At 62.0% G+C, this 26,397-nt stretch carries 24 protein-coding genes; 14 read left to right on the top strand and 10 right to left on the bottom strand.

Translation table 11 applies throughout. The features are described 5' to 3' along the window. Positions 1-6: 6 nt before the first annotated feature. Positions 7-483, bottom strand: coding sequence for an LEA type 2 family protein (locus QAO71_RS12895; protein ID WP_036988504.1), 477 nt, complete (start codon positions 481-483; stop codon positions 7-9). Positions 484-581: 98 nt separating this feature from the next. On the opposite strand from QAO71_RS12895, the gene QAO71_RS12890 reads away from it, so the two are divergent. Beyond that, positions 582-1,118, top strand: coding sequence for a hypothetical protein (locus QAO71_RS12890; protein WP_280164618.1), 537 nt, complete (start codon positions 582-584; stop codon positions 1,116-1,118). Between the two features lie 13 nt (positions 1,119-1,131). Here the strand turns inward: QAO71_RS12890 and QAO71_RS12885 are convergent, their stop codons facing one another. Next, positions 1,132-1,608, bottom strand: a complete 477-nt coding sequence (locus QAO71_RS12885; protein ID WP_280164617.1) for a YchJ family protein — start codon at positions 1,606-1,608, stop codon at positions 1,132-1,134. 77 nt (positions 1,609-1,685) lie between these two features. Here QAO71_RS12885 and dinG point away from each other — a divergent pair, with 77 nt between their 5' ends. The 3 genes from dinG to pdxH all read left to right on the top strand — a co-directional run bounded on the left by dinG (position 1,686) and on the right by pdxH (position 5,724). After that, positions 1,686-3,818 (top strand): ATP-dependent DNA helicase DinG, encoded by a 2,133-nt coding sequence (gene dinG / locus QAO71_RS12880; RefSeq protein ID WP_280164616.1) that lies wholly within the window; start codon positions 1,686-1,688, stop codon positions 3,816-3,818. Between the two features lie 25 nt (positions 3,819-3,843). After that, positions 3,844-5,016 carry a serine hydrolase domain-containing protein gene (locus QAO71_RS12875; RefSeq protein ID WP_074777849.1) on the top strand — a complete coding sequence of 391 codons (1,173 nt, stop codon included), beginning with the start codon at positions 3,844-3,846 and terminating at the stop codon, positions 5,014-5,016. A 66-nt stretch (positions 5,017-5,082) separates the two neighbouring features. Next, positions 5,083-5,724 (top strand): pyridoxamine 5'-phosphate oxidase, encoded by a 642-nt coding sequence (pdxH, locus tag QAO71_RS12870; RefSeq protein ID WP_074777851.1) that lies wholly within the window; start codon positions 5,083-5,085, stop codon positions 5,722-5,724. Between the two features lie 167 nt (positions 5,725-5,891). Here the strand turns inward: pdxH and QAO71_RS12865 are convergent, their stop codons facing one another. Next, positions 5,892-7,163, bottom strand: a complete 1,272-nt coding sequence (locus QAO71_RS12865) for a TIGR03862 family flavoprotein (RefSeq protein WP_280164615.1) — start codon at positions 7,161-7,163, stop codon at positions 5,892-5,894. 146 nt (positions 7,164-7,309) lie between these two features. Here QAO71_RS12865 and tesB point away from each other — a divergent pair, with 146 nt between their 5' ends. The 3 genes from tesB to QAO71_RS12850 are packed head-to-tail and all read left to right on the top strand — an operon-like array spanning position 7,310 to position 10,854. Further along, on the top strand, positions 7,310-8,173 hold the full coding sequence (tesB, locus tag QAO71_RS12860) for an acyl-CoA thioesterase II (protein ID WP_036988511.1): 864 nt from the start codon (positions 7,310-7,312) through the stop codon (positions 8,171-8,173). A 1-nt stretch (position 8,174) separates the two neighbouring features. Further along, the gene (locus QAO71_RS12855; RefSeq protein ID WP_280164614.1) at positions 8,175-8,774 is read left to right on the top strand and encodes an HAD family hydrolase; all 600 of its coding nucleotides are present in this window, start codon (positions 8,175-8,177) and stop codon (positions 8,772-8,774) included. A gap of 43 nt (positions 8,775-8,817) precedes the next feature. Further along, positions 8,818-10,854, top strand: coding sequence for an LTA synthase family protein (locus QAO71_RS12850; RefSeq protein ID WP_280164613.1), 2,037 nt, complete (start codon positions 8,818-8,820; stop codon positions 10,852-10,854). Between the two features lie 65 nt (positions 10,855-10,919). On the opposite strand, the gene nadC is transcribed toward QAO71_RS12850, so the two are convergent. Continuing rightward, entirely contained in the window at positions 10,920-11,768 is an 849-nt protein-coding gene (nadC, locus tag QAO71_RS12845) for a carboxylating nicotinate-nucleotide diphosphorylase (RefSeq protein ID WP_280164612.1), read from the bottom strand. Between the two features lie 146 nt (positions 11,769-11,914). Next, positions 11,915-13,282 carry a sodium:alanine symporter family protein gene (locus tag QAO71_RS12840; protein WP_136868918.1) on the bottom strand — a complete coding sequence of 456 codons (1,368 nt, stop codon included), beginning with the start codon at positions 13,280-13,282 and terminating at the stop codon, positions 11,915-11,917. A 189-nt stretch (positions 13,283-13,471) separates the two neighbouring features. Here QAO71_RS12840 and QAO71_RS12835 point away from each other — a divergent pair, with 189 nt between their 5' ends. From QAO71_RS12835 to QAO71_RS12820, 4 genes are all read left to right on the top strand, one after another. Beyond that, entirely contained in the window at positions 13,472-15,787 is a 2,316-nt protein-coding gene (locus QAO71_RS12835) for a DUF1631 domain-containing protein (protein ID WP_280164611.1), read from the top strand. Between the two features lie 53 nt (positions 15,788-15,840). After that, a complete protein-coding gene (gene ampD / locus QAO71_RS12830) occupies positions 15,841-16,419 on the top strand; it encodes a 1,6-anhydro-N-acetylmuramyl-L-alanine amidase AmpD (RefSeq protein WP_280164610.1) in 579 nt (192 codons plus the stop codon). Beyond that, complete coding sequence (gene ampE / locus QAO71_RS12825; RefSeq protein WP_280164609.1) at positions 16,416-17,243, top strand: regulatory signaling modulator protein AmpE; 828 nt, start codon at positions 16,416-16,418, stop codon at positions 17,241-17,243. Before ampD ends, ampE begins: the two co-directional genes overlap by 4 nt. A 153-nt stretch (positions 17,244-17,396) precedes the next feature. Next, positions 17,397-19,412 (top strand): methyl-accepting chemotaxis protein, encoded by a 2,016-nt coding sequence (locus QAO71_RS12820; protein ID WP_280164608.1) that lies wholly within the window; start codon positions 17,397-17,399, stop codon positions 19,410-19,412. Between the two features lie 32 nt (positions 19,413-19,444). Here the strand turns inward: QAO71_RS12820 and QAO71_RS12815 are convergent, their stop codons facing one another. The 3 genes from QAO71_RS12815 to QAO71_RS12805 form a co-directional block, all read right to left on the bottom strand. After that, complete coding sequence (locus QAO71_RS12815; RefSeq protein WP_074777867.1) at positions 19,445-20,011, bottom strand: cob(I)yrinic acid a,c-diamide adenosyltransferase; 567 nt, start codon at positions 20,009-20,011, stop codon at positions 19,445-19,447. 210 nt (positions 20,012-20,221) lie between these two features. After that, positions 20,222-21,148: a 2-dehydropantoate 2-reductase gene (locus QAO71_RS12810; RefSeq protein WP_280164607.1), complete on the bottom strand. Its 927-nt coding sequence runs from the start codon at positions 21,146-21,148 to the stop codon at positions 20,222-20,224. Continuing rightward, entirely contained in the window at positions 21,141-22,106 is a 966-nt protein-coding gene (locus QAO71_RS12805; RefSeq protein ID WP_280164606.1) for a diguanylate cyclase, read from the bottom strand. The genes QAO71_RS12810 and QAO71_RS12805 overlap by 8 nt, the downstream gene beginning before the upstream one ends. 111 nt (positions 22,107-22,217) lie before the next feature. Between QAO71_RS12805 and QAO71_RS12800 the strand changes: the two genes are divergently transcribed. After that, complete coding sequence (locus QAO71_RS12800; RefSeq protein WP_036988521.1) at positions 22,218-22,703, top strand: YajQ family cyclic di-GMP-binding protein; 486 nt, start codon at positions 22,218-22,220, stop codon at positions 22,701-22,703. 12 nt (positions 22,704-22,715) lie between these two features. Beyond that, positions 22,716-23,549 carry a mechanosensitive ion channel domain-containing protein gene (locus QAO71_RS12795; RefSeq protein ID WP_036988523.1) on the top strand — a complete coding sequence of 278 codons (834 nt, stop codon included), beginning with the start codon at positions 22,716-22,718 and terminating at the stop codon, positions 23,547-23,549. A gap of 47 nt (positions 23,550-23,596) precedes the next feature. Here the strand turns inward: QAO71_RS12795 and QAO71_RS12790 are convergent, their stop codons facing one another. Together QAO71_RS12790 and QAO71_RS12785 are read right to left on the bottom strand one after the other, a co-directional pair. Beyond that, a complete protein-coding gene (locus tag QAO71_RS12790; RefSeq protein WP_280164605.1) occupies positions 23,597-24,958 on the bottom strand; it encodes an MFS transporter in 1,362 nt (453 codons plus the stop codon). A 21-nt stretch (positions 24,959-24,979) separates the two neighbouring features. Next, entirely contained in the window at positions 24,980-25,279 is a 300-nt protein-coding gene (locus tag QAO71_RS12785) for an MGMT family protein (protein WP_280164604.1), read from the bottom strand. A gap of 105 nt (positions 25,280-25,384) precedes the next feature. Here QAO71_RS12785 and QAO71_RS12780 point away from each other — a divergent pair, with 105 nt between their 5' ends. Further along, on the top strand, positions 25,385-26,395 hold the full coding sequence (locus QAO71_RS12780; protein WP_280164603.1) for a DUF481 domain-containing protein: 1,011 nt from the start codon (positions 25,385-25,387) through the stop codon (positions 26,393-26,395). Positions 26,396-26,397: the final 2 nt, after the last annotated feature.

Raw genomic sequence — 26,397 nt, 5'->3', positions numbered from 1 at the left:
GAGACCTTAAAAACTCATGTCTGAAGGGTTAATGGTACCTTCTTCCCGCAGGGTCAGCTTGGGCGAGAGGAACAGTCCGGTGCTGATGTGCCCTTCGATCCGGTAATCGATCGGTTTCTGGTGCTCCACCAGCTTCAGCAGGTCGCTCAGATGGCGCCAGATATTCGAACGCACCGTCACATCGAAATATTCCGTGCCGTAGGCCGGTACGTCGAAAGCCCGGTCGGTCACCCCGGTGGCCAGGCGCATATTGTTCAGATAGACCTGGTAGTGCATGCCACGCACTGGCAGGTTGCGGTCGTTGGGGTTATCCACTCGCAGCCGCAGGCGGAAGGATTGCTCCCAGAGATTGGATTTGAGCATCTCTACATTGGCCAGGTGGACTTCCGGTTCGGTATAGGAGCGATCGAAGACGGCGCAGCCATTGAGGCTGAACAAACCGGTCAGCAGTACCGTCAGCATCAAACCATATGAACGAATCATCAAATGGAACCCCCTCCGTTTTAACCGCATGCCATTATTTGAAAAGTTATCGGCGTTCGGCAGATACTAACCCCTAATCTAGGCAAGGGAGTGACAAGATGGCAGTTTTCGAGGTGGTTTTCCATGGTCAGGTGCGTGCGGATGTCGCGCCTGAACAGGCTCGGGCGCGTATCGGTCAGCTGTTTCAGGTAGGTGACCGGCAACTGGAGATGCTGTTCTCGGGGCGCCGGATCGTCATCAAGCAGGGGTTGGATCAGGCCGCTGCGGAGAAATACCGCCAAGCCATCGAGCGGGCGGGTGCGCTCTGTGATATCTGCCCCATGGCAGATAGTCCGGCCGAGCCGTCGTCCGCCGCAACGCCCCCACCGGTTGCTTCACCCCAACGGCAACAGCGGGCTGCGGTTCAACCGCGGGATGAATACATGGCAGCGTTCAAGGATGTCGATGCGCCGGATCTGCCAATCGCGCCTCTGGGTGCGGATATGCAGGACAGCTACGCTGACCCCGCGCCGCCGGATCTCGACCTGTCCGCCCTGAGCCTGGCGCCGCCCGGCAGTGATCTGGAGCAGGTGAGGGCGCCGCCGCCTCCGGCTGCACCGGACACCGGCCATCTGCGCCTGGCCGACGAAGGCTGAGCCAGCGGCGGAATCAGTAACGACAGCACTGCTTGAATTTGCGACCTGAGCCGCAGGGGCAGGGATCGTTGCGGCCGATATCCAGCGAATGATTGGGGTCAATGAAATACCAACGCTCGCCGAGCTTGCAGAAATCCGAACATTCCTGGTGACTGTGCTGACTGCCATCAGGGTCGGCCCAGCGGGCAGTGAAGGTGACCTGTGCGCGGTTGGCGGTGGGCTCGGAATCTTCCTGCTCGACGCTCAGGCCCAGCCAGTGGCTGTTGCGACTCCACTCGGTCATGGCCTGGCGCTCCAGCCGCGATTGCTGGGCGGGTAGGGTAGTGGCGACCAGGTAGTCGATCAATCCCAGCGCATAAGCGCTGTAGCGCGAACGCATCAGCCGTCCGGCGGTTGCCGCTGGCTGGCCCTGGTGCAACGGCTGACAGCATTCGGCATAGGCTTTGCCGTCACCGCAGGGGCAGGCGGTCATGGTTGAACTCTGTGGCATTTTTCGTCACCTGTCTGGTCTGCCGGGCTGATAATCGCCGCAAGATGGTATCATCCGCGCTCTGCTTCGGAGACCCCATGCTCAACGATGATCTCAAAGGCCAGATCCAGACGGCCTACCGCACCTTCCTCGAAAACAAGTCGCTCAAGCCGCGTTATGGCCAACGGGTGATGATTGCCGAGGTGGCGAAGTTGTTCGGCGGCGTCGCGCTGGACGACGAGGGGCATCGCGATGGCGAACCAGCCGTGGCGGTGGTGGAAGCGGGCACCGGTACCGGCAAGACGGTGGCCTATTGTCTGGCTGGAATTCCCATCGCCAAGCACCTGGGCAAGCCGCTGGTCATCTCCACCGCCACGGTGGCGCTGCAGGAGCAGATCGTGCTCAAGGATCTGCCGGATATCCAGCGCAACGCCGGGCTGAACTTTCATTTCGCGCTGGCCAAGGGCCGTGGGCGCTATGTCTGCCTGTCCAAGCTGGATCAGCTGCTGCAGGATAACCAATCGCTGGCCGCCCAGCAGCAGGGCTTTGCGGAGGAAGGTTTCCGCATCGACGTGGATGAGGCCGGGCTCAAGCTGTACACCCGCATGGTCGAGGCGCTGGGCACCAACAAATGGGATGGCGAGCGCGACTCCTGGCCCGAGGCGCTGGAGGACCAGGACTGGTCGCGGCTGACCACTGACCATATCCAGTGCACCAACCGCCGCTGCGGTCATTTCAACCAATGCGTGTTCTACAAGGCCCGCGAGGGCATCCAGAAGATCGATGTGATCGTCACCAATCACGATCTGGTGTTGGCCGACCTGGCGCTGGGGGGCGGAGCGATCCTGCCGGACCCGCGTGAATGTCTCTATATATTCGATGAAGGCCACCACTTGCCGGACAAGGCCATAGCCCACTTCGCCCATCACACGCGCATGGCAGCCACTGCCGACTGGCTGGATCAGTTGGACAAGAACCTGAGCAAGTTGCTGGCGCAGCATCCGCTGCCGGGTGATTTTGGCCGGCTGCTGGAGCAGGTGCCGCAGCAGGCGCGCGAACTCAAGCCGCATCAGCAATTCATGAGCCAGGCGCTGGGCGAGGTGGCGGACTTTGCCAGCGCCGAAGACTTTTCCGGCCAGGTGCGGCCGCAGCATCGCTTTGAACATGGCGTGGTACCCGAGCATCTGCGCGAAATGTCGCTGGAGCTCAAGGCTGGCTTCGGGCGTATCAGTGATCTGTTGCAGCGCATGGTCGACACGCTCAAGGAGGCCATGGATGGTGAGGTGGTAGGCGTGCACCAGACCCAGGCCGAGGAATGGTATCCGCTGTTCGGCGCATTGCAGGCGCGGGCCGAGGGCAACTGGACGCTGTGGACCCAGTTCAGCCTGGTAGATCCGGAAGACAAGCCGCCGACCGCGCGCTGGCTGACCCTGACCGAGCAGAACGATCTGGAAGTCCACGTCAGCCCGATCCTGGCCGCTGACACCCTGCGCCAGTATCTCTGGCACAGCGCCTTCGCCGCGCTGGTCACCTCGGCCACCATCACCGCCCTCGGCCGCTTCGACCGTTACAGTCATCGCGCCGGTTTGCCGAAGAGCGCGGTATGCACCCTGGCGCCGAGCCCGTTCCGGTATGCCGAAAGCGGTGTGCTGCGGGTACCGAACCATGGTGCCGACCCGCGGGACAACGCCGGCCACAGCGCGTCGATCATCGAACATCTACCGACCATGCTGGAGCACGAGCGCGGCAGCCTGGTGCTGTTTTCCTCCCGCCGGCAGATGCTGGAGGTATATGCCGGCCTGCCGGCGGACTTCCGCGAGCGTGTGCTGGTGCAGGGTGATCTGTCCAAGCAGGAGCTGATTCGCCAGCACCGCGGCCGGATCGACAAGGGCGAGCAGAGTGTCATCTTCGGTCTGGCCAGCTTCGCCGAAGGCGTCGACCTGCCCGGCAAGTACTGCGAGCATGTGGTGATCGCCAAGATTCCCTTCGCGGTGCCGGATGATCCGGTCGAGGCGGCGTTGTCGGAATGGATCGAGCGCAACGGCGGTAATCCCTTCATGGAAATTGCCGTGCCCGATGCCAGCCTGCGATTGATCCAGGCCTGCGGCCGGCTGCTGCGTACCGAACAGGATACCGGCACGGTGACGCTGCTGGATCGGCGCCTGGTCACCCAGCGCTACGGCAAGGCAATCCTCAATGCATTACCCCCGTTCCGCCGGGAAATCGACTGATTCAGACAACAAGAAGAGAGCACGCATGACTCAGGTCCAAGGTTATTTTGATCCCCGCTTTGAATCCGTACGTGAGCTGTTCGCCCAGCAGCAGGCCGACCCGCAGGCGCGGGGCTCGGCGCTGTGCGTCACTGTCGGTGGTGACACCGTGCTGGACCTCTGGCAGGGCGTGATGGACAAGGACAACAGCCGGGTCTGGGAGCAGGACACACTGATCAATGTGTTTTCCTGCACCAAGCCGCTGGGCGCGGTGGCGCTGCTGCAGCAGGTCGAGGCCGGGCGCATCGGGTTGGATGACCGGGTGGCGGATATCTGGCCGGAATTTGCCCAGGCCGGCAAGGCGCAGATAACCCTGCGCCAATTGCTCAGCCATCGGGCTGGCCTCTCCGCCATCAGCGCGCCGCTGGAACCCGAGGCGCTGTTCGACTGGCAGGCGATGACCGATGCGGTCGTGGCCCAGGAGCCCTGGTGGACGCCCGGCGAGATGCACGGCTACGCCCCGCTGACCTATGCCTGGTTGATCGGCGAGCCCCTGCGCCGGCTGACCGCACAGATGCCCGGTGATTATCTGCGCGAGCATATTTGCGCTCCGCTGGGCATGGACTTCCATGTCGGCGTGGCCGACCAGGACCTGTCGCGTATTGCCCATGTTTCCCGGTTGCGCAATCAGCACGGTGATCAGTATGCCCGAGATCTGTTTGCCGCCATGGGGGATCCACAGGGGCTGGCCTGGAAAGCCTTCGGCAACCCGACCAGTCTGCAGACCAGTACCAACAAACCGGCATGGCAACAGGCCCAGATCCTGTCCGCCAATGGCACCGGCAACGCCCGCTCACTGGCGCGGTTCTGGCAAGTGCTGGCCCACGGCGGCAGCCTGGACGGTGTGCATGTGCTCGATGCGGAGTTGGTTGCGCTGCTGCGCCGGGAGCACAGTGTCGGCATGGATCGCACCCTGCGTTGCCCGACTCGCTTTGGCCTCGGTGTCATGCTGGAGCAGGAGTGGCAGGGCGGCAGTTTCGGCATGGGCGCCAACGCCTTCGGTCACCCGGGCGCCGGTGGCGCGCTGGGGTTTGCCGATCCGGATGCCCAGGTCGGTTTTGGCTATGTCACCAATACCATGGGGCCCTACGTGCTGACCGATCCGCGGGCCGGCGAGCTGAGCCGGGCGGTGTATCGCTGCCTGCGTGAGCAGGATTGAGCTAGGTCAATGGTCGTTGCCCGGCCGCGGTGCTAGGCTAGCCTTATCATTTTCAGGAGTACGTGAATGAAGCTCAGCATTGCCGATATGCGCCGCAACTACACCCGGGACGGGCTGCTGGAAAGCCAGGCACCGGCAGATCCCTTTGCCCTGTTCGGCACCTGGTTCAGCCAGGCGGTGGAGGTGGAGTCCACTGAACCGAACGCCATGATGCTGGCCACGGTGGATGCCGAGGGGCAACCGCACCTGCGTACCTTGCTGCTCAAGGGCTTCGATGAGCGTGGGTTCGTGTTCTATACCAATTACCAGAGTGCCAAGGGTCAGCAGTTGCTAGCCCACCCGAAGGCGGCCATGACCTTCTGGTGGCCGGACCTGGAGCGGCAGGTGCGCATTGAGGGTGCGGTCGAGGTAGTGACGGATGAGGAATCCGATATCTATTATCACAGCCGGCCCTTGGGCAGTCGCCTGGGCGCCTGGACCTCGCCGCAGAGCGAGGTAATCAGCGGGCGCGAGGTGCTGGAGCAGCGGCTTGCCGAGGTCGAAGCACAATACGCCGCCGCGCCACCGCCGCGCCCACCGCACTGGGGCGGCTTCCGCGTGGTGCCGCAGATGATCGAATTCTGGCAGGGGCGGCCGAGTCGCTTGCATGATCGGCTGCGCTTTTGCCGGGATGGGGATGATTGGCGACGGGAGCGGTTGGCGCCCTGATTCTTCCTGCCGCTCCGTTGGTCGAGCTGGTGCTCGACCCTCCCAGGGGCCATCTGCCCGGACTACAGTCTCAACGAAACTCGCTTCTGGGATTGTCGAGCACCAGCTCGACAGCTTTCCCTGCAAGTCACTCCGCCACCGCCGGGTTTCACGCGGCCAGCGCAGTGTCAGGCGTTACCGTTGGTCGAGGCAGAACTCGACGCTCCCAGCCACTCGATTACCCCTTCCGCCGCCACCAGCCCACTGGCAAAACACGCGGTGAGCAGGTAACCGCCAGTGGGAGCTTCCCAGTCGAGCATTTCGCCGGCACAGAATATGCCCGGCAGACTCTTCAGCATCAAGCGCTCATCCAGCGCCTGGGCGCTAACGCCGCCGGCGCTGCTGATGGCTTCGTCCAGCGGCCGGGTGCCAATCAGCCGAACGGGCAAAGCCTTGATGCCGGCGGCCAGGCGCTGTGAGTCCGCCAGTTGGTCCTTGCCCAGGCACTCGTGCAGTAACGCGGTTTTCAATGGGTCGAGTCCAGCGCGCTTGCGCAGCACCGCCGCCAGGCTCTGCCCTTTGCGCGGCTGGGCCAGCAGGCTGGCCAACTGCGATTGGCTGCGGTCGGGGGCAAGATCGAGCCGTAGTTCAGCCTGACCCTGATGCTCAATAAGCCCACGCAGCTCGGCCGACAAGGCATAGATCAGACTGCCTTCCAGGCCATCCTCGGTCACTATGCATTCGCCGCGGCGTTCATGGGATTGGCCATCGACAGCAACCACGCGGGCGATGACCTGTTTCAGCGGCTGGCCGGCAAAGCGCTGGCGCAGATGGTCGCTCCAGACCGTGATGAATCCGCAATTGGCCGGGCGCAGATCGCGCACCTCGACGCCCCGTTCGCTCAACCAAGGCACCCAGGCGCCATCCGAACCCAGGCGCGCCCAGCTGCTACCTCCCAGGGCCAGCACCACGGCATCGGCCGTTATCGGTAGCGGGCCTTCCGGCGTGTCGAACAGCAGTTGTTGCTGCGCATCCCAACCCAGCCAGCGGTGGCGCGGATGCAGGGTTACGCCGGACTCGCGCAAGCGTTTGAGCCAGGCGCGCAGCAGCGGAGCGGCCTTCATATCGGTGGGAAACACCCGGCCGGAGGAGCCGATGAAGGTATCGATACCCAGCCCGTGAATCCACTCGCGCAGGGCCGGGCCATCCAGTCGTCGCAACCACTCGCCGACCCAGGAGGCAGCCGTGCGGTAGCGGCCGACGAACGGCTCGGCGGGTTCGGAATGGGTAATATTCATACCGCCGATACCAGCCAGCAGAAATTTGCGGCCCACCGACGGCATGGCGTCGTAAACTCGCACAGTCAGTCCGGCCTGAGCCAGACGCTCGGCGGCCATCAGTCCGGCGGGGCCGCCACCGATGACCGCGACGACGGGAGTGGAGGGCGAAGTAGGGAGCATGCTGAATTCCGCGCTGAAAATCCGCGAAGTTTAACGCGAAATGTCGGGTTCCGAGCAAAAGGCTGTAACAATTGCCCGCTCAGGTTTAAAATCCTCAGCCTTTTGGTGCGTCGTTCTGTCGCCGGGTCACACGTTGAGGAGTCCCTATGAGCCAATTGCTGGATAATCTGGTCAGTTTGCTGGCGTTGGAGAAAATCGAGGAAAACCTGTTTCGCGGCCGGAGCGAAGATCTGGGCTTCCGTCAGCTGTTCGGTGGGCAGGTATTGGGCCAGGCACTGTCGGCGGCCAGCCAGACGGTCGACCCGGCGCGCAAGGTGCATTCGGTGCACGGCTATTTTCTGCGCCCCGGCGACGCCAGCATGCCGATCGTCTATCAGGTCGAGATGCCGCGCGACGGTGGCAGTTTCACCACCCGTACGGTCAGTGCCATCCAGAAGGGGCGAGCGATCTTCACGTTGATGGCTTCCTTCCATGGCGAAGAGCGGGGCGTATCGCATCAGTCGCCCATGCCCGAGGTGCCGGGTCCGGAAGGCTTGAAGAGCGAGCTGGAAATCTGCCTGGAGAACCAGCACCTGCTGCCTGACGCAGTGCGTGACAGTGTACTTTGCCCCAAGCCCATCGAAATTCGTCGGATCAACGGCTATAACCCCTTCAAACCGAAGGCCTCTGAGCCTCAGCAGTACATCTGGTTCCGTGCCGATGGGCAACTGCCGGATGACGATCACCTGCATCGCTATCTCTTTGCCTACGCGTCGGATTTCAATCTGCTGAGCACCGCTGCCTTGCCCCACGGCATCTCGACCTGGTCGCCGCACATGCAGGTCGCGAGCCTGGACCACGCGGTCTGGTTCCACCGGCCGCTGCGCATGGATGACTGGCTGCTCTACGCAATGGATAGCCCGTCTGCCGATGGCGCCCGGGGGTTCTCCCGCGGCCTGGTCTATAACCGCGCCGGTGAACTGGTGGCGTCGGTGGCCCAGGAATCGCTGATGCGCGATCGGCGCGGCTGATATGCAGCAGATACGCGGCTGGATCTTCGATCTCGACGGCACCCTGACGGTCGCTCAGCATGACTTTCCGGCGATTCGCCGAGAGCTGGGCATTCCCGCCGACGAGGACATCCTCACTCACCTCGGGCGCCTGCCCATTGCCGAGCGTCAGCGCCTGAACGATCAGCTCGACGCCATCGAGCTGCGCCTGGCTGCCGATGTAGCGCCGGCACCCGGCGCGGCCGAATTGGTCCGCGCACTGCATGCCGGCGGCCAGCGCCTGGGTATTCTCACGCGCAACCTGCGTAGCGTGGCGATGGCATCGCTGGAGCGTATCGGGGTGCTCGGCTGTTTTACCCCCGAGCACATTATCGGGCGTGGCGAAGCGCCACCGAAACCGGCGCCGGATGGCATTCATCGACTGCTGGCCGACTGGCAGTTGAGCGAGGCCGAGGCGGTGATGGTTGGCGACTTCCGCTTCGATCTGGAGGCGGGCCGGGCGGCCGGCTGTCGGACTTGTCTGGTGTTTCCCGAAAACGCCTGGCCGGAGATGACGGACCTGCACGTGCCCGACTGCCAATCGCTGTTGGCCCGGTTACGGGCCATGGATTACCTGACATGAGTGGTCGTGGCCACCAACCCAACATCTTCAAAGGAGTATCCCTATGAGCTGGCTGCAATCCCGACGCCTGCATTATTTCCTGGGCGGGGTAGCCATTCTGTTCGGGCTGCTGGTCGCGCTGCGGATGGTGTTTCTGTTCGGCTTTTCTTCGGTTACCGGTGGCGAGAGTCACCCCTGGGCATTGGTGCTCGAAACCCTCGGTGTTGGTGTCCGCTTCGATCTGCGGCTGGCCGTGCTGCTGATGTTGCCGGCCATGCTGCTGGCCTGGCTGCCCCGCTGGAACAGTGTGCGTAGCGGGTTGCTGCGCGGCGTCAGCCGGATCTGGTTCCTGCTGGCGCTGGCCGTGGTGCTGCTGATGTACTTCATCGACTTCGGCCACTACGCCTACCTCGGCGTACGACTGAATGCTTCGGCACTGAAGTTTCTCGGTGATGTGCAGATCTCCCAGCAGATGCTCTGGGAGAGCTACCCGGTGGTCTGGATCACCCTCGGCTGGCTGGCTCTGCTGGGGTTGTCGGTATTTGCGTTGTTTCGTCTGGAACGCGTCACTTTCGATCGGCAGGTGCGGCCCATCGGGCTCTGGGCGCGTGTCTGGGGCAGTGCGGCGATGGTAGTGGTGGTGTTTTTCGTACTCATCGGCCGCACCAGCAATGTCAACCTGGAGAACCCCGTTCCGCTGCGCTGGAACGATGCCTTCTTTGCCGGTGATAGCCAGTTGGGCGCGCTGGGTCTCAACCCGGTGCTGTTTTTCTATGACACCTTGAAGGTGCCGCAGGAGCGCTACGACGAGGCGCAGGTGCGCGAGTACTATCCCCAGATCAGCGCTTATCTGGGTGTTGATGCCCCTGATGCCGAGCAGCTCGATTTCTCTCGTCGTGTACCGGTGCAGCCACACCGGCTGGCCGGCACCGCGCCGAATATCGTTTTCATCATGCTGGAGTCCCTGGGCACTACCGCGGTGGGCGCCTATGGCAACCCGTTGAACCCGACGCCGAACCTGGATCGTCTGGCCGAACAGAGCTGGTTCTTCCAGCACTTCTACGTGCCGGTGACTGGCACGGCGAAAACCGTCTGGGCGAGCATCTCCGGTGTGCCCGATGTGTCACGCTCGGAAACCGCTACCCGCAACCCGTTGATCACCAACCAGCACACTCTGATCAACGAATTGCAGGACTATCACAAGCTGTACACCATTGGCGGCAACTCCGGCTGGGCCAATATGAACGCCCTGGTGCGTCAGAGCATCGATGGCATCAAGCTCTACGAAGAAGGCTACTGGCAGTCGAAGAACGTCGATGTCTGGGGTATCTCCGATCTTGATCTGTTCAAGGAGACCGACCAGCTGTTGCGTGACCTGCCGCAGGACAAACCCTTCTTTGCCTATATCCAGACCGCAGGCAACCATCGCCCGTTCACCATCCCCAAGGAAAATGACGGCTTCGAGGCCATCGATCGGTCGTTGGAAGAGGTGCAGGCGGCGGGCTCGCGCAGTGTCGAGCAATACAATGCGGTACGGCTGCTGGATTTCAATATTGGCCGCTTCATGGAGATGGCCAAGGCGAGCGGTTACTACGACAACACCATCTTCGTGATGTTTGGTGATCACAATACGCGCATTGCCAATATCGACTACATGAAGCCGGCCTTTGACCAGTTGGGGCTGGAGAGCAACAACGTGCCGCTGTTGATTCATGCGCCCGCGCTGCTGGGCGCGCGGAAGTTCGATGAGGCGGTCGGGTTGACCGATCTGCTGCCGACCATGGCCGGGCTGCTGGGTATCGAATACGAGACCCGTAGCATGGGGCGCGACCTGTTGACCACGCCGCCGGAAGGGGAGCGAGTGGTGCCGCTGGTGCTGCGTGAGGGTACCTTCCCGCTGATCGGCGCGGTCACCAAGGACTTTCTGCTGCAGATGAACCACGACGGCAGCGAGCCGAGCCTGCATGACCTGCATTCGGACACGCCGCTGGACAACGTTGCCGAGCAGTACCCCGAGGAATATCAGCGTTTATTGCCGCTGACCCGCGGCCTGCATGAAGCGGCGCGCTATATGCTTTACGACAACGTTCGGGAGCAGTAGGGCAGAAGCGCGTACCGAGAAGCTGCCAGCCTGTATCGAGCACCAGCTCGACACAGGCTGGCAGGTCACATGCTCAGGCGCATGGACAGGTCCACTGCCTTGACGTCCTTGGTCAGGCTGCCGATGGAGATGTAATCGACCCCGGTCTCGGCGACGGCGCGCAGAGTGCTTTCGTTGATGCCGCCGGAGGCTTCGAGCTTGGCCTTGCCGGCAGTGATTTGCACCGCAGTGCGCATATCGTCGTTGCTCAGTTCGTCGAGCATGATGATATCGGCGCCGGCTTCCAGCGCCTGGCGCAGCTCATCCAGACTTTCCACTTCGACTTCCACCGGCTTGCCGGGACTGATGACGCGGGCCTGGGCCACGGCGGCGTTGATCCCGCCGCACGCGGCGATGTGGTTTTCCTTGATCAGGAAAGCATCGAACAGACCGATGCGGTGATTGTGGCAACCGCCACAGGTGACCGCATATTTCTGTGCCAGGCGAAGGCCGGGCAGGGTCTTGCGGGTATCCAGCAGCTTGACGCCGGTGCCTTCCACCAGATCAGCGAAATGCTGACTGCGGGTCGCCGTGGCGGACAGCGTCTGGATGAAGTTCAGCGCACAGCGCTCACCCGTCAGCAGGCCACGGGCTGGGCCGCTCATTCTGCAGAAGGGTTGATTGGGCATTAACCGGTCGCCATCGGCGGCCAGCCACTCGATCTTGATCTGTGGATCTACCTGCCGGAATACCTCATCAGCCCAGGCCGTACCGCAGAGAATCGCCGGCTCGCGGGAGATGATGGTTGCCTGTGCCTGCCGATCCGCTGGTATCAGGGCTGCAGTGATATCGCCATCGCCGACATCCTCGGCAAGGGCGCGGCGCACTTGATCCTGAATGGAGGATTGCAGACTGTCCAGGGTGATATTCGGCATGGGTTGCTCCGCTGAGGATCGGATGGAAACCCCGAAGTATACCCGATAGCGGCTCTTCTCGAATTGTCCGAAACGCTGAGCAGAGGGAAGTTGCGCCCGCCCCGGCAGCGAGTGATTACCGGGGCGGGCGTCTTGGTTAACGCTGCTTAGTCAGCATCGCGCACTGTGCTGGGCTGACTGAAGTAGGTCCGTGTGAGCTTGAACACGACCGGGCTCAGCAGCAGCAGGGCGATCAGGTTGGGAATGGCCATCATCGCATTGAGCGTATCGGCGACCAGCCACAGGGCGCCCAGGTTGATCATCGGCAACGTGCCCAGTGGGACGGCGATGATCCAGACGATACGAAACGGCATGATCGCCCGCTCGCCGAACAGGAACTGGGTACATTTCTCGCTGTAGAAGCTCCAGCCCAGAATGGTCGTGAAGGCGAAGGTAGCCAACCCGATGCTGACAATATATTCGCCCCAGCCGGGCAGACCCTGGTTGAATGCATGCACCGACAGGGATGCGCCGTTCTCACCGCTCTGCCAGGCGCCGGTGATGATAATTACCAGGCCGGTGATGGTGCAGATGATGATAGTGTCGATGAAGGTGCCGAGCATGGCTACGGTACCCTGACGGATCGGATTGTTGGTCTTGGCAGTGGCGTGGGCGATCGGCGCACTGCCCAGGCCGGCCTCGTTGGAGAACACGCCGCGGGCCACACCAAAGCGTATGGCGGCCCAGACCGTGGCGCCGGCGAAGCCGCCAGCCGCAGAAGCCGGGTTGAACGCGTGATGCAGAATCAGCCCGAACGCCGCAGGAATTTCTGCTGCGTTGATGATCAGGATGATCAGGCCACCGCCGACGTAGAAGAGCGCCATCAGCGGCACCAGCTTGCCTGCCACCTCACCGATACGCTTGATGCCGCCGATCAGAACCAGTGCCACCAGTACGCCGATCACCACCCCGGTGACCACCGGATTGATGTTGAAGGTGCTCTGCATGGCATCGGCTACGGAGTTGGACTGGATGGTGTTGCCGATGCCGAAGCCGGCAAGCATGCCGAAGATGGCGAACAGCACGCCTAACCATTTCCAGTTCTTGCCCAGGCCATTGCGAATGTAGTACATCGGGCCGCCGACATAGTTGCCGAACGCATCCTTCTCGCGAAAGTGTACTGCCAACACCGCTTCGCTGAACTTGGTGGCCATGCCGATCAGGGCAATCAACCACATCCAGAACAGAGCGCCAGGCCCACCGAAGAAGATAGCGGTGGCGACACCGGCGATGTTACCGGTACCCACGGTTGCCGAGAGCGCTGTCATCAACGCGTTGAAAGGGCTGAGATCACCGTCTGCCTTGGTGTCTTTACGACCGCGCCAGAGCATGTTGAAGCCGTAGGCCAACTTGCGCTGGGGAATGAGTTTCAGGCCCAGCGCCAGATAGATCCCCGTGCCGGCAAGCAACGCCAGCATGAAGGGCCCCCACACCACCCCGTTGATTGCATTGATCACATCGATCAGATTATCCATCTGCTTCTCCATGTTTTGCCGATTGGTTTTTATTTTCTGTTTCCTTGTATTGCAAAACTGTGAGGTCTAGCAAGGAAAAAGGTTACGGAAGCTGCCGGATTGCCTAAATTATGTATACTTGCAGTAATTTGACGCCAGAAACTCGTCAGAGACGGGTTTAAACGACGGAACGATTCCCGGAGAGTTGGCATGTCCCAGGATTACAAGGTAGTTTCACTTGCCTCTGCTGCCGCTGGCAGGCAACGAGCCGAGTTCGAGCGCGGCGGCCTATTGCCGGCTCCCCTGGCTGCAGTGCGGGATCGTGCGCTGACCTTTCTGCGGGTCGGCCTGAGTGAACTCTTCGATAATGCTGACGATACGCTGTTCGAGAAGGCCGACCGGGCCAGCAGCAACGCTGACCAGAGCCTGTTCTTCGATGCCATGCGCCTGCTGCGATTGCAGCGCCATGCCATCGAGAAAAGCTGTTGTGATGGCTTGGAACGGCAATTCGCCTCACTGCAGAGCGGCCGCTCCAGCGCCCCCCAGAATGGCCAACCCTTCGATGTGGATACCCTCAGCCTGGTCCAGCCGGATGAGCTCGAGCAAACGGTCGCCCTGGATGGCATGGTAGGCCGGGTCAATGCGCGCAATCAGCTGCCGCTGGCCCATCTGGCTCTGCGCCTCGGCAGCCTGGTTGGGCGCCCGGTGGATGGAGCGGACAATCCGCTGGCTCCCAGTTGCCTGGTGCAATTGTTTTCCGACAGCTGCGCACCGCTGGGTCTGGATATCAAGGTGCGCCTGATCATTCTCAAGATGTTCGAGCGGCACGTATTCAACTCTATTGATTCGCTGTATCTCGATGCGAACGGGCTATTGAAAAACGCCGGTATTCTCCCTGATCTGAAGCAGGACGGCCTGCCGGTGCGCCCGCGAGGGCCCGCAGCAGCAGGGCGGACATCTGCTGGTACTGCTGGCACCTCAGAGGCTGCCGATCCCCAGGTGCTGACCCTGTTCAGCGAACTGATCAGCAGCTGGCGCCATGCCAGTGGCGATGTTGCCCTGAGTGCGCTGGGCGCGCCGTCGGCGCCACCGGTGCGCAGCGACGAATTGCTCGACATGCTCAACAGCTTTGCCGACCGACAGCATGCCGGACCCAACACGACGCTCCACGATCTGCGCGGGCATATCAATCGCCAACTCAGCGAGCAGCTCCGGCAGACCGGAGAAGTACGCAAGCTCGACCGGGTGGATGATGATGTCATCAGCCTGGTGTCGATGTTGTTCGACTTCGTGCTGGATGATGCGCAACTGCCGGCGGCGCTGAAAGCCTTGATTGCCCGTATGCAGTTGCCCATCCTGCGCGTTGCCATTGCCGACAAGAGTCTGTTCAATCGCGCCTCTCACCCGGCCCGACGTCTACTCAACGAACTGGCACGGGCAACCATGGGTTGGAGCGATCACGATGATCTGCGACGTGACCAGTTGCACAGTTTGCTGGAACGCATGGTCGACCGGCTGCTCGGAGAGCAGCAGGCCGACACCGCCTTCTTCGAACAGATGCATGAAGAACTGGCCGGCTTCGTGCGCATCGAACAACGTCGCGCTGAACGTCTGGAGCAGCGTACCCGGGATGCCGAAGAAGGGCGGGCCCGGGTTGATGCCGCGCGCCATCAGACGGCGCAAGTACTCAATACGCTGTTGCTGGGGCGGACCTTGCCGGTATTCGCCGTGGGCCTGCTGCGCGATACCTGGAGTCAGGTCTTGCAGATGGTTTATCTGCGTGAAGGCGGTAATTCGACTGCCTGGCGCGAGGCGGTCGATACCGCCGAGCGGCTGGTGCAGAGCGTTGAGCCACCGGCGGCGGCCGAACTGGCGCAACGTCCGGAGTTCAATGTCAGCGTTTGCCGAGCTCTGTGCGACGGTCTGCGCCTGATCGGTGAGGAGCATCCGCAAGATCTACCCAGCATGGCGCAGTTGCAAGCGTTGCAGGGCAGCGTACTGCAGCGTGCAGCCCGCGCCCAGGCAACTCGACTGCCTTCGGGGGAGCGCGCGGCGGATGAAGATGCCATGGCCGCCGAAGTAGTGCAGGAGCCCGCAGCGCCCTACCAGGCGGCTGCCGAGGCATTGCCGGATGACGGCATACCGGTGCTGACCGAGACAGTGCTGGTGGATGAGACGTTGTTGCCCATGCCCGCCAGTGATGAACAGGTTGAGCTGGTGGATGATCTGCCGGGCGCCGCTGCCATCAGTTGGGTGGAAAGCCTGCATGCGGGCAGCTGGTTCGAACTGGCCGCGGTCGCTGAGCAGCCTGCTCAGCGGTGCAAGCTGGCGGCAATCATCAGCTTCAGCGGTAAGTACATCTTCATCAACCGGGCCGGCATGAAGGTTGCGGAATTCACCAACGCAGCGCTGGCGCATCATTACGAGCGCCAACAGATCCGCCTGCTCGCCGATGACCAGCTGTTTGACCGGGCATTGGAGTCGGTCATCGGCAATCTGCGCCAACTGCGTACCCGCAGGGATTGACTCCCGCCCTACAGCAGCCCCTATCATAGTGGTTTTGCTGTCAGGGTGGATTCATGCAGATTGACACGGCCAGTGGTTGGCTCAGGGGGATTCGGCATTGTCCATCGGCGCACTTCAATGCGCGCCCCGAGGGAGTCGACATTTCACTACTGGTGATCCACAACATCAGTCTGCCGCCGGGCCAGTTCGGTACCGGCTGTGTCCAACAGTTTTTCTCCGGTACCCTTGACCGTCAGGCTCATCCCTATTTTGCCGAGATCGCCGAGCTGCGGGTATCGGCGCACTTTCTCATCGAGCGCGACGGCGCCGTGACCCAGTTCGTTTCCTGTAGGGACCGGGCTTGGCATGCCGGTCAATCATGCTTCGATGGCCGCGAAAACTGCAACGATTTCTCCCTCGGTATCGAGCTGGAAGGCACCGATGATGAGCCTTTTGCCGAGGCCCAGTACGCCAGCCTGATAGCGCTTACCCGTGTCCTGCAGCAGGCTTTTCCCCGCATCACCCGTACGCGGATTACCGGCCATGAACACATCGCTCCGGGGCGCAAGACCGACCCGGGTCCCTGCTTCGATTGGCCCCATTATCTTGATCAATTGACTGATACCGCACCGACGGATGAGGGTTGCACATGACATTTCTGGTACTGCTGTTGGTGGCGTTGATTCTGCTCTGGACGCCTTGGCGCATCGGTTATCCGAAGGAAGTGCTCGCGCCCTGGGTGAACTGGGCGGGCCGACGCGGGCGCGATTGGCTGGCGCTGCTGGCGATATTCTCTTTGCTGGTGCCCCTGGGGCTGCTGCTGTGGGGCGTACAGAGCCTGTTCTATGGACTGCTGACGCTGATTCTGCATGTTGCCCTGCTGCTGCTGTGCGTTGGCCGGCACGACCCGCTGGGGCGCATGATCCAAGACTGCCATGCGGCATGGCAGCGGGGTGACCACGCTGCGGCGGGGCTGATTGCCGAGCAGCAGCTCGGTGTGGTGCCTGCCGATGAGACCGAAACACTGCCCGTGGCGGTGCAAGGCCGGCTGGTGGCCGTGACGCTGCAGGATTATTTCGTGCCGGCTTTCTGGTACCTGTTGCTCGGCCCGCTGGGTGCAGTGGCCTGGCGGTTGTTGTGGTTGACTGCGCAACGGCCGACACTGCCTGCTGCCCGTCCCGCTGCCATGCTTGCCCATGCACTGGAGTGGATACCAGCCCGCCTGCTTGGGCTCAGTCTGGCGTTGGTCGGCCATTTTGAGGTCACCCTGCGTACGCTGCGTGACCTGGCGGGCGACTGGGACCTGCCGGGTGGCGAACTGGCCTCCCGCTGCGCCCGGGCGGCGTTGAGCGGGGGCACGGTCGAGCCGGTGGCCACGGAGCAGCAGAACGATATTCTCATCGAGACCCGTCAGTTGATGATCCGCGCCTTGCTCACCTGGGCAGTGATCATTGCCTTCTTGTCGATGCTGGGCTGAATACCCACCGCTAAAGAAATAATCCATTGTGCCGATAGGGAAGGGACATGCTGCCCCGCCGGTGTCGCGGGCTGGCAATAAAAAATAAGTGAGCCGACGCAAGGAGCCGTGATGCAGCACGGAGCTGGAGCGCAATCGGACAAGGAGAATAATGTGAACACCCTATTGGCACCCGCCATGGCCCTGATGAATCGTCTCGGCTATGCGATGAAATTCTGTCTGATCAGCGCCCTGTGTTTCGTGCCATTGATTGTGGTCAGCGGGATGCTGGTGAACCAGGCGTGGGACCGGGTACAAGTCTCTCATCACGCGTTGGATTCCATGGAGCTACTGGAACGGGTTTCCGGGCTGCTGGTCGATGCCGAGAATCTGCGTGGTCTCGATATCATTGCCTTTCATCTGGGTGCCGGCGAACACGGGGAGGAGCTGGAACGGCGCAGCAGCGAGGCATTGCAACGCCTGGTCAGCGGCCTGGAGAACCTGCCACTGAACGCAGCCGACCCCGACGCGGCTGAGCTGATCGGCAAGCGTGACGAGTTGCTGGCCGAATACCGCAGGATCGATGGCGCCTCGCTGCGCAACCGTGGGCAGATGTCGACCCAGGCCCATGTGGGGATGGTGACGCTGCTGAACTTCAGCGCGGCGTACAGCGGGTTGGCTCATGATTATGAGCGCAACGTACGTCAATTGACCGATCTTCTGGTCGAACACGCCCCGCAGATCACCTCGGTATTGGGGTTCGGTCGTGCGACGGGCGCCTACTCCATGGGCCTGGGCTACCTGAATTCCGATGCCAGCCGGGACATGGACCGCCTGTTGGAGGAAACCCAGCGCCTGGGTGTCAACTACAGCCAGGCGCAGTCCTTTTTGCAGCAGCCGGAGCTGGAGTCGCTACGGGCCGCGGCGCAGTCCAGCAATGCGTCGCTGGAACGGGCACAGGCGATCTTCGAAGACGAGATCATCCTTGCCGCCACCTATAACGATACCTGGGATGGGTATTTCCAGCGGATGAGCACCGAGATGGGCCACACCCACGCCTTCAGCCGCGAAGTCCTGCAGTTTCTCAAGCAGGGGCTGGCCGAACGCCTGAGCCATGGCAACCGGGCGATGCTGATACTGGTGGTGGCGCTGGCGGTTATCCTGGTGCTGATCATCTGGCTGTATCTGGGCTTCTACATGGCGACCCGACGTACTATCCAGACGCTGTCTGACACCATGGCGAAGGTGGCGGTCGGTGACATGACGGCGCGGGTAACCCTGTCCAGCCGTGACGAGCTGGGCAAGCTGGCGGGAGAATTCAACGGCAGCATCGAGCGCATCCAGGGGCTGATCCGCCATGTCAGCCAGACGTCGGGGCTGGTCGGTGATCAATCGCGCCAGGTGATCGGCATCTCCAGCGAAAGCAGTCAGGCGGTGGAGAGCCAGCGGACCCAGATCGAACAGGTGGCCACGGCGATGAATGAGATGGCTGCCACCTCTCAGGAAGTGGCGCGTAGCGCGGCCTTGGCGGTGACCAACGCCGAACAGGTCAACAGCGAGACAATCACGGGTCGGCGTATGGTCGAGTCCTCGGTTGATGGCATCGAGAAGCTGGCCGTGGAAATCGAGAACTCGGTGAAGGTGATCAATAACCTGGCCGATGACAGCGCCTCTATCAGCCGCGTGCTGGATGTGATCAAGGGCGTGGCGGAGCAAACCAACCTGCTGGCGCTCAATGCCGCAATCGAAGCGGCTCGGGCCGGCGAGCAGGGTCGCGGCTTCGCGGTAGTGGCCGATGAGGTGCGCACGCTGGCGCAGCGTACCCAGCAGTCGACCCAGGAGATCGAGCAGATGATCGACCGTTTGCAGGGCGGGGTCGGGGCGGCCGTGAAGGCGATGGGCATGAGCCACAGCATGACTGGTGAAGCGGTGGATTCGTCAATCAAGGTCCAGTCGGCGCTGGACAATATTCTGCGGGCGGTCACCCAGATCGTTGACCAGAGTCAGCAGATTGCCGCAGCGGCTGAGCAGCAGACTGCGGTAAGCCACGATATTGACCAGAACATCGTGCAGATCAACCAATCCGGCGAACGCACCGCAGATGGTGCGCGGCGCACGGAGGAGGCCAGTGGCCGGATGGGCGAGCTGGTCGCGGAGCTGCAGAAGATCATCAGCGCCTTCCGGGTGTGAGGCGGGCGCTGATTCATGGCCTGCTACAGCCTTCACTCAGCCGGCTTGGGCTTCGGCTGCCATAGCACCTCGGGGGTATTTTCCAGCCGGGCAACGCTTCGGGCCAACACGAACAGCAGGTCGGACAGCCGGTTGAGGTAGGCCAGCGCCTGGGGATTGATGGCCTGTTGCGCGGCCAGGGTCTGATAGCGGCGTTCAGCGCGGCGGCACACGCTGCGGGCCAGATGAGCCTGGGCGATCAACAGTGAGCCGCCGGGCAGGATGAACTCTTTCAGCGGCGGTACCTGGGCATTGAATTCGTCGATCAGGGTCTCCAGCTCGGCAACGTCATCGGCGCTGATGATCAGCGCATCAGGTATGGCCAGTTCCCCACCGACATCGAACAGGCGATGCTGTACCGGTGCCAGGGCGATCTGCACCGGGGCCAGCGCCTCGCTGGTCAGCCCAGCCAGCAACACGCCGATACAGCTGTTCAGCTCATCCACCGCACCCATGGCCTCAATGCGTGGGCTGTCCTTGGCTACGCGGCTGCCATCGGCCAGGCCGGTGGTGCCGGCATCACCGGTGCGGGTATAGAGTTTGCTCAAGCGGTAGCCCATGTCGATCTCCTGCAGAAAAGGGAGCGCCAGCCTAGCCCGAACATTCTGATGGTACAAGAAGCTGAAGTCTGGGCTGTGGCTCAAGGAGTGGAGCTCCTGGGAGGTTCGAGCACCAGCTCGTACCAAGGCTGGCCGGCAGCATCTTGATACCAGGCAGCTCCGTTCATCGAGTCGAGTGCGACCCGTAGGCCCGACGCCCCCGCTCCCCGTTCAGGCGGGCGGCAGGCCGAGGTTTATCAGGTGGTCCTGCAGCTGTTGATGCAATGAATCGAGCACCGGTGTGGCCAGCCCAGCGAGGCGGGCGGTGCGGCAGGCGTGGCCGAGGATAAAGTCGATCTCGGTACGTCGGCCGGCGTGCACGTCCTGGCGCATGGACGAGCTGTTGGCGGCGGTAGCCTGGATGACGCTGTGCACGCGCTGGGTCAGTTCTGTGAGACTCAGCTGCACGCCCTGGCTGGCGAGCAGAGTGTGCAGCTCGGCCAGCAGCGGGGCGAACAGCGGCCCGGCCCGCTCGGGCACCTCGCCGTTGGGGCAGTCGTGCAATGCGGTAATCGGGTTGATGGCGCAGTTGATCGCCAGCTTCAGCCAGAGCACCGGCAGGATGTCCTGCTCCCAGCGCCAGTCGATTCCCGCCTGGCTCAGCAGCGCCAGCCACTCCGGGGCCGGCTGCTGTCGCGGGCCGCCCAGCAGCGTCTGGCCGATACCGGCCCAGACCACATGATTGGCGGCGCGCTTCCAGGCGCCATCGGTGGTGCTGGCGTACAGCACTCGCTGGCTGGGGAAACGCTGGCTGGTTGCCTGCTGGCTGCCCAACCCGTTCTGCAGCAGCACCAGTTGACTGTCAGCCTGCAACCGTGACGCGATACTTTCCAGTGCGCCGGCGACAGCCCAGGCTTTGGTGGCGATGATCAGATGACGGATGGGCTCATTGCTGCTGTCAGCCAGTTCAACGGTGACCGGCAGGCTCTCTATCGTTTCCTGGCGCTCCAGCAGCAGGACGCTGTCACGGTCCAGCCATTCGCGCAGGGCGGCTGGGTTGCGCAGGATCAGCCGACAATCGATGCCGGCGCGGGCGCAACGCGCTGCCCACAGCAGGCCGAGGCTACCTGCGCCGAGAATATGCAGTGGCTCAGACAACTTGCGGCATCCGCACTTCAGTGATCAGGTTGGTGGCGTAGGCCTGACTGAGATGCTGCTCGGTCTGCTGCAGCATGGTGTCGGCGTTGGCGCCCTGATCATTGCGGTCCACCGTGCTGACGGATATGCCGGCACGTACCGAGAGGTAACCTTCGCTGGTCTTGAACGCCTTGAGGTTGAGGCCATCATGCAGGCGGCGGAAGCTGTTGGGTTTGCAGTCATCGGCGCTGTCGCCAACGGTGCAGATGGCGAATGTGTTGGCGCCAATGCGCGAGATCACATCCATTGGCCGCACCAACTGCTGCAAACGCCGGGCGATACCCCGCAGCAGTTCCTGCTGTACTGCTTCACCGAAGCGGCCGCCCATTTCGTCGAAATTCTGAATGCCCAGCACCAGCAGTGAACAGACGCCACCTCGGGACTCGACCTGCTGCAAGGCATCCTCCAGCCGTTGCAGCAGGTAACGGCGGTTGCCCAGGGCGGTCAGGCTGTCGACCAGATTGTGCTCTTCAAGCTGGGCATTGTTGCTGGCCAGCAGGCGGTTTTCATCGAGCAGCCGATTGATCAGTTGGGTGATGCGATCGGCCGCATAGATGCGCGGTAGCAATTGTTCATTCATCGCCGACTTGCTGATGAAATCATCCACGCCCCGATCAAAGGCCTCGCCCAGCACGTTGTCGCCTTCCCGGGCAGTCAACAGCATGACGTAGGTGTAATGATTGGTCTGTTCATCGCGTTGGCGAATGCGCGTGGTCAGTTGCAATCCGTCCATCTCCGGCATCAGCCAGTCGGCGACCATGACGCTGGCGGCGCGCTCCTCATGCATGGCCAGGGCGGCCATGGCGGAGCTGGCGAAGCGGATATCCGTATAGCCCGCTTGGGACAAGGTGTGGCCTATGACGGCACTGCTGAACTTGGTATCGTCCACCACCATGATGCTGAGTTGGGGGTTGGGCATGTCTGAGCTCCCTGCTGCATGTTTTTTAACTGACGCCGGTATAATGCCATGATGTCAGGGCAATGTTCTGCCGCCCCGTTCACAAATATCAGGTTTATTTGAGGTCAAGCCATGCCGTCTTTTGATGTGGTGTCCGAACTGGACAAGCATGAGGTAACCAACGCTGTCGATAATGCCATGAAGGAATTGGATCGCCGCTACGATCTGAAGGGCAAGGGCAGCTTCGAATTCAAGGAAAAGGAACTCACGGTCACCATTACCGCCGATGCGGAATTCCAGCTTGAACAGTTGCTGGATATCCTGCGGTTGAGCCTGACCAAGCGCAAGATCGACATCCAGTGCATGGAGGTGAAGGAGGCCTATGCCTCGGGTAAGCAGATGAAACAGGACGCGGTGCTGCGCGAGGGAATCGACCAGGCACTGGCGAAGAAGATCGTCGCCAAGATCAAGGAATCCAAGGTCAAGGTTCAGGCGGCTATCCAGGGTGAGCAAGTGCGGGTCACCGGCAAGAAGCGGGACGACTTGCAGGAAACCATGGCACTGTTACGGGCGGCAGAGCTCGACATGCCATTGCAATTCAATAACTTTCGCGACTGATCAGAGGTAAGAATGGAAGAATTAGTGAACGGGCTGGATGGTTTTCAGGATCAATGGCTGCCATTGGTGGTGACTTATGGCAGTCAGTTGCTGTTGGCGCTGGTTACCCTGCTGGTCGGCTGGTGGATTGTCGGGCGGGTTACCCGCGCGGCGCAGGCCATGCTGCAGCGTCGTAATGTCGACCCGACCCTGCATAGTTTTATCGGTACCCTGGTCAATATCGGCCTCAAGGCACTGCTGCTGATCAGCGTCGCCGGCATGGTGGGTGTCGAGACCACTTCCTTCATTGCGCTGATCGGTGCCGCCGGTCTGGCCGTGGGGCTGGCGCTGCAGGGCAGCCTGGCCAACTTCGCTGGCGGCATCCTGATTCTGGTGCTGCGTCCGATCCGGGTTGGCGAATATATCCAGGCCCAGGGCGTGGAGGGGACGGTCGACAATATCCAGATCTTCCATACCATTCTCAAGACTGCCGACAACAAGACGGTGGTTGTGCCCAACGGCACCCTGTCCAACGGCAGCATCACCAACTTCTCGCGGCAGCCGACCCGCCGGGTGAGCGTGGATCTGCGGATCAGCTATCAGGATAACGTCAAGCACGCGCGCAAGCTGCTGCTGGAACTGGCACATGCCGACAGCCGGGTGCTGAAGGACCCGGAGCCCGCCGTCTGGCTGGCGGCGCTGGGTGAAAGCTCGGTGGACCTGTCCCTGCGGGTGTGGACCAAGACCGATGATTACTGGGGCGTATTCTGGGGGCTGCAGGAGCAGGCCAAGGAAGTCTTCGAACTGGAAGGCATCACCATACCTTATCCGCAGCGCACCATGCATCAGGTTGCGCCACAGGCCTAAGGGCGCGCTGGCGGGGCAATGGGCCGCTGCGGCGGCCCATTGCTGGGTCAATCGACTCCGGGCCGCTGCATCCGGTCCGGATGTGCAAACTTCAACAGCATGGCAGCCAGGATGATCGCTGGTAGCCCGGTCAGCGCCGTGGTCATGAAAAAGCTCACCCATCCCACATTTGCCGCGAGTACGCCAGTGAAGCCTGCTGCAAACTGCCCGGGCAAGGTCATCAGCGAACTGAACAACGCATATTGCGTGGCGGTATAAGCGGTGTTGGTAAGACTGGACAGATAGGCGATGAACACCGAAATGGCCAGCCCGCCGGTGATATTGTCGGCCACGATCGCCAGGACCAGCCCGTAGGTTTCCGGGCCGATGAAGGCCAGCCAGGCGAAGGCCAGGTTGGTGATCGGTGCCATGAACGCGGTCAACAGCAGGATCGGCGCAATGCCGAAGCGGGCCACCAGCAGACCACCCAGTCCTGCTCCGAGCAATGTCATCCCCAAACCGAAGGCTGCGGCAATATTGGCGATCTGCGCCTTGCTGAACCCCAGATCCAGATAGAAGGGGTTGGCCATCACGCCCATGAAGATGTCACTAATCCGAAAGGTGGCGATGAATGCCAGAATCAGCAGCGACGCTTTGCCGTAGCGTTGAAAGAATTCGGCGAAGGGGCAAACCATGGCGCCGATGAACCAGGCGGTGAGGTTACGGCGCCAGCCAGCGTGGCTGGTTTGGGCCAGATAGTCGGCTACCCGCTGTTCAAAGTGCAGGGTTGAACTAGTCACTGTGACCGCCGGTTCGGCGATGATCAGCGTGGTCACTATACCCACGCCCATCAGTAGCGCCATGGCGCTGTAGGCCAGAGTCCAGCTGTCGATGGATGCCAGGTGCAGGGCACCGGCGCCGGCGGCAAGAATGGCCACCCGATAACCAGTAACGTAGGTGGCGGCCATGGCAGCCTGGCGGTGGCGGGCCTCGGCTTCGACCCGGTAGGCGTCGATGGCCACATCCTGGGTGGCGGAGCCGAAGGCGGCCAGTACCGCCCATAGAGCGACCAGACCCAGATGTTCCCGCGGGTCGGTCAGTGCCATACCCAGCAGCGCGGCGGCGATCACCAACTGCGCCAGCAGCATCCAGGCCCGGCGTCGACCGAGCAGGCGGCTGAGCAAGGGGACCGGCGCACGGTCGATCAGCGGCGCCCACAACACCTTGATCGAATGGGCCATGCCGACCCAGCTGAGAAAGCCGATGGCGGCCAACTCGATACCCAGGTCGCGCAGCCAGGCGCTGAAGGTGCCCCCTACCAGCAGCAGCGGCAGGCCGGCGGAGAATCCGAGAAACAGCATGCCCAGTACCCGGGGCTTGAGATAGACCTTCCAGCCTTCGCGTGCCTGGGTTGTCGTGGTGTCGTTCATTGTGTGGTCACTTGTCGCTTATCAGGTTCCCGACTCATCCGGCCAGCCGAAACGGGCCATGTTCACCCGCCGGTTGCGAATGATGACACCTTCGGCCATCAGCCGCTGATATTGTTCCTGCCCGGAGGGGCTGTCCGGTGGCAATGAGAGCTGGCCCTGACTATTCAGCACCCGGTGCCAGGGCAAGGTGGTGCCGTCCGGCAATTGCCCCAGCCAGCGTCCGACCAGGCGTGCACCACGGCCCAGACCGGCCAGTTGTGCCAGCCGCCCGTAGCTGGTTACCCGCCCCGGAGGAATGGCGGCGAGTACTTGCCAGAACATTTGCTTGCGATCATCCGGAGAGGCAGCCGAAGCAGATGCCGGGGAACCTTCTCTCATGGATAATGCCTCTCTCTTTGTCTCCGTCGATTGCCCAGGCTGGTTTTCATGTTCAAGTCGCGCTATCTGCTGTTGTTGTCCCTGCTGTTCGCATTACCTGTGTCTGCCGATACCCTCTGGCTGGATAACGGTGACCGGCTGACCGGTCGTATCGAAGTCATGGAGGGCAACAAGCTGGTCATCCAGACCGATTTTGCCGGCCAGGTGGCAGTCAATGTCAATCGCATCCTCACGCTGGAAAGTGACCGCCAGCTGTTGATCAAGACCAGCGACAATACGCAGCACGCCCGGCGTATTCAACCATCTGAGCAGGCCGGGGAAATTTTCCTGGTCAACGGCGAGCCCGAACCTCAGCCGCTGCAGATTGCCCAGCTGCGGCAAATGATGGAGCCGCAGCCGGTGATCGAGGACTGGGTCTGGGATGGCCGGGTGGATCTGTCGCTGGAACTGGAGAATACCGATTCGAAGAAACGTGATCTGGACATCGATGTTTCCACTGAAGCGCGCCACGGTGACTGGCGGCATGCCTTCACCGGTGACTTTGAACGCGATTACCGGGACGACATCAAGACCCGACACTTCTGGGAGTCGGACTATACCCTGAGCTGGTTCTTTGCCGAGAAATGGTTCTGGCAGAACCGGGTCAGCTACCAGCGCGACCATCTGGGCGAGGTGAAGCGCCAGATCCAGGTGGGTTCCGGTCCGGGTTATGAGTGGTGGAACAATGCGCTAGGTCGCTTCGAGACCTCCGTACGCTTCGAGCATCTGCGCATGGATGCCCGGGACGGGTCGGACACTCGCAACAATGGCTTGGGTCTGGCCTGGGATTACCGGCGATACCTGCTCGGCAAGCGTTTCCAGCTGGTGCACAACACGGAAACCCTGATCCCCAACGATGACGAGGTGAACTACATCGTCGATACGGAACTGGGGTTGCGCTATCTGCTCAACAGCTGGGCCTCGCTGAGCCTGATGACCGAGTGGGATTACACCAGCAGCTCGGACGAGAAGAGTCGCAACGAGACCCGCTACAAGGTTGGCCTTGGCGTCAACTGGTGACG

The organism is Halopseudomonas sp. SMJS2, assembly GCF_029866945.1.
Classification (GTDB): Bacteria; Pseudomonadota; Gammaproteobacteria; order Pseudomonadales; family Pseudomonadaceae; genus Halopseudomonas; species Halopseudomonas bauzanensis.
Note: the sequence above shows the minus strand (reverse complement) of the source record. Positions and strands in the feature narration are given on the sequence as shown.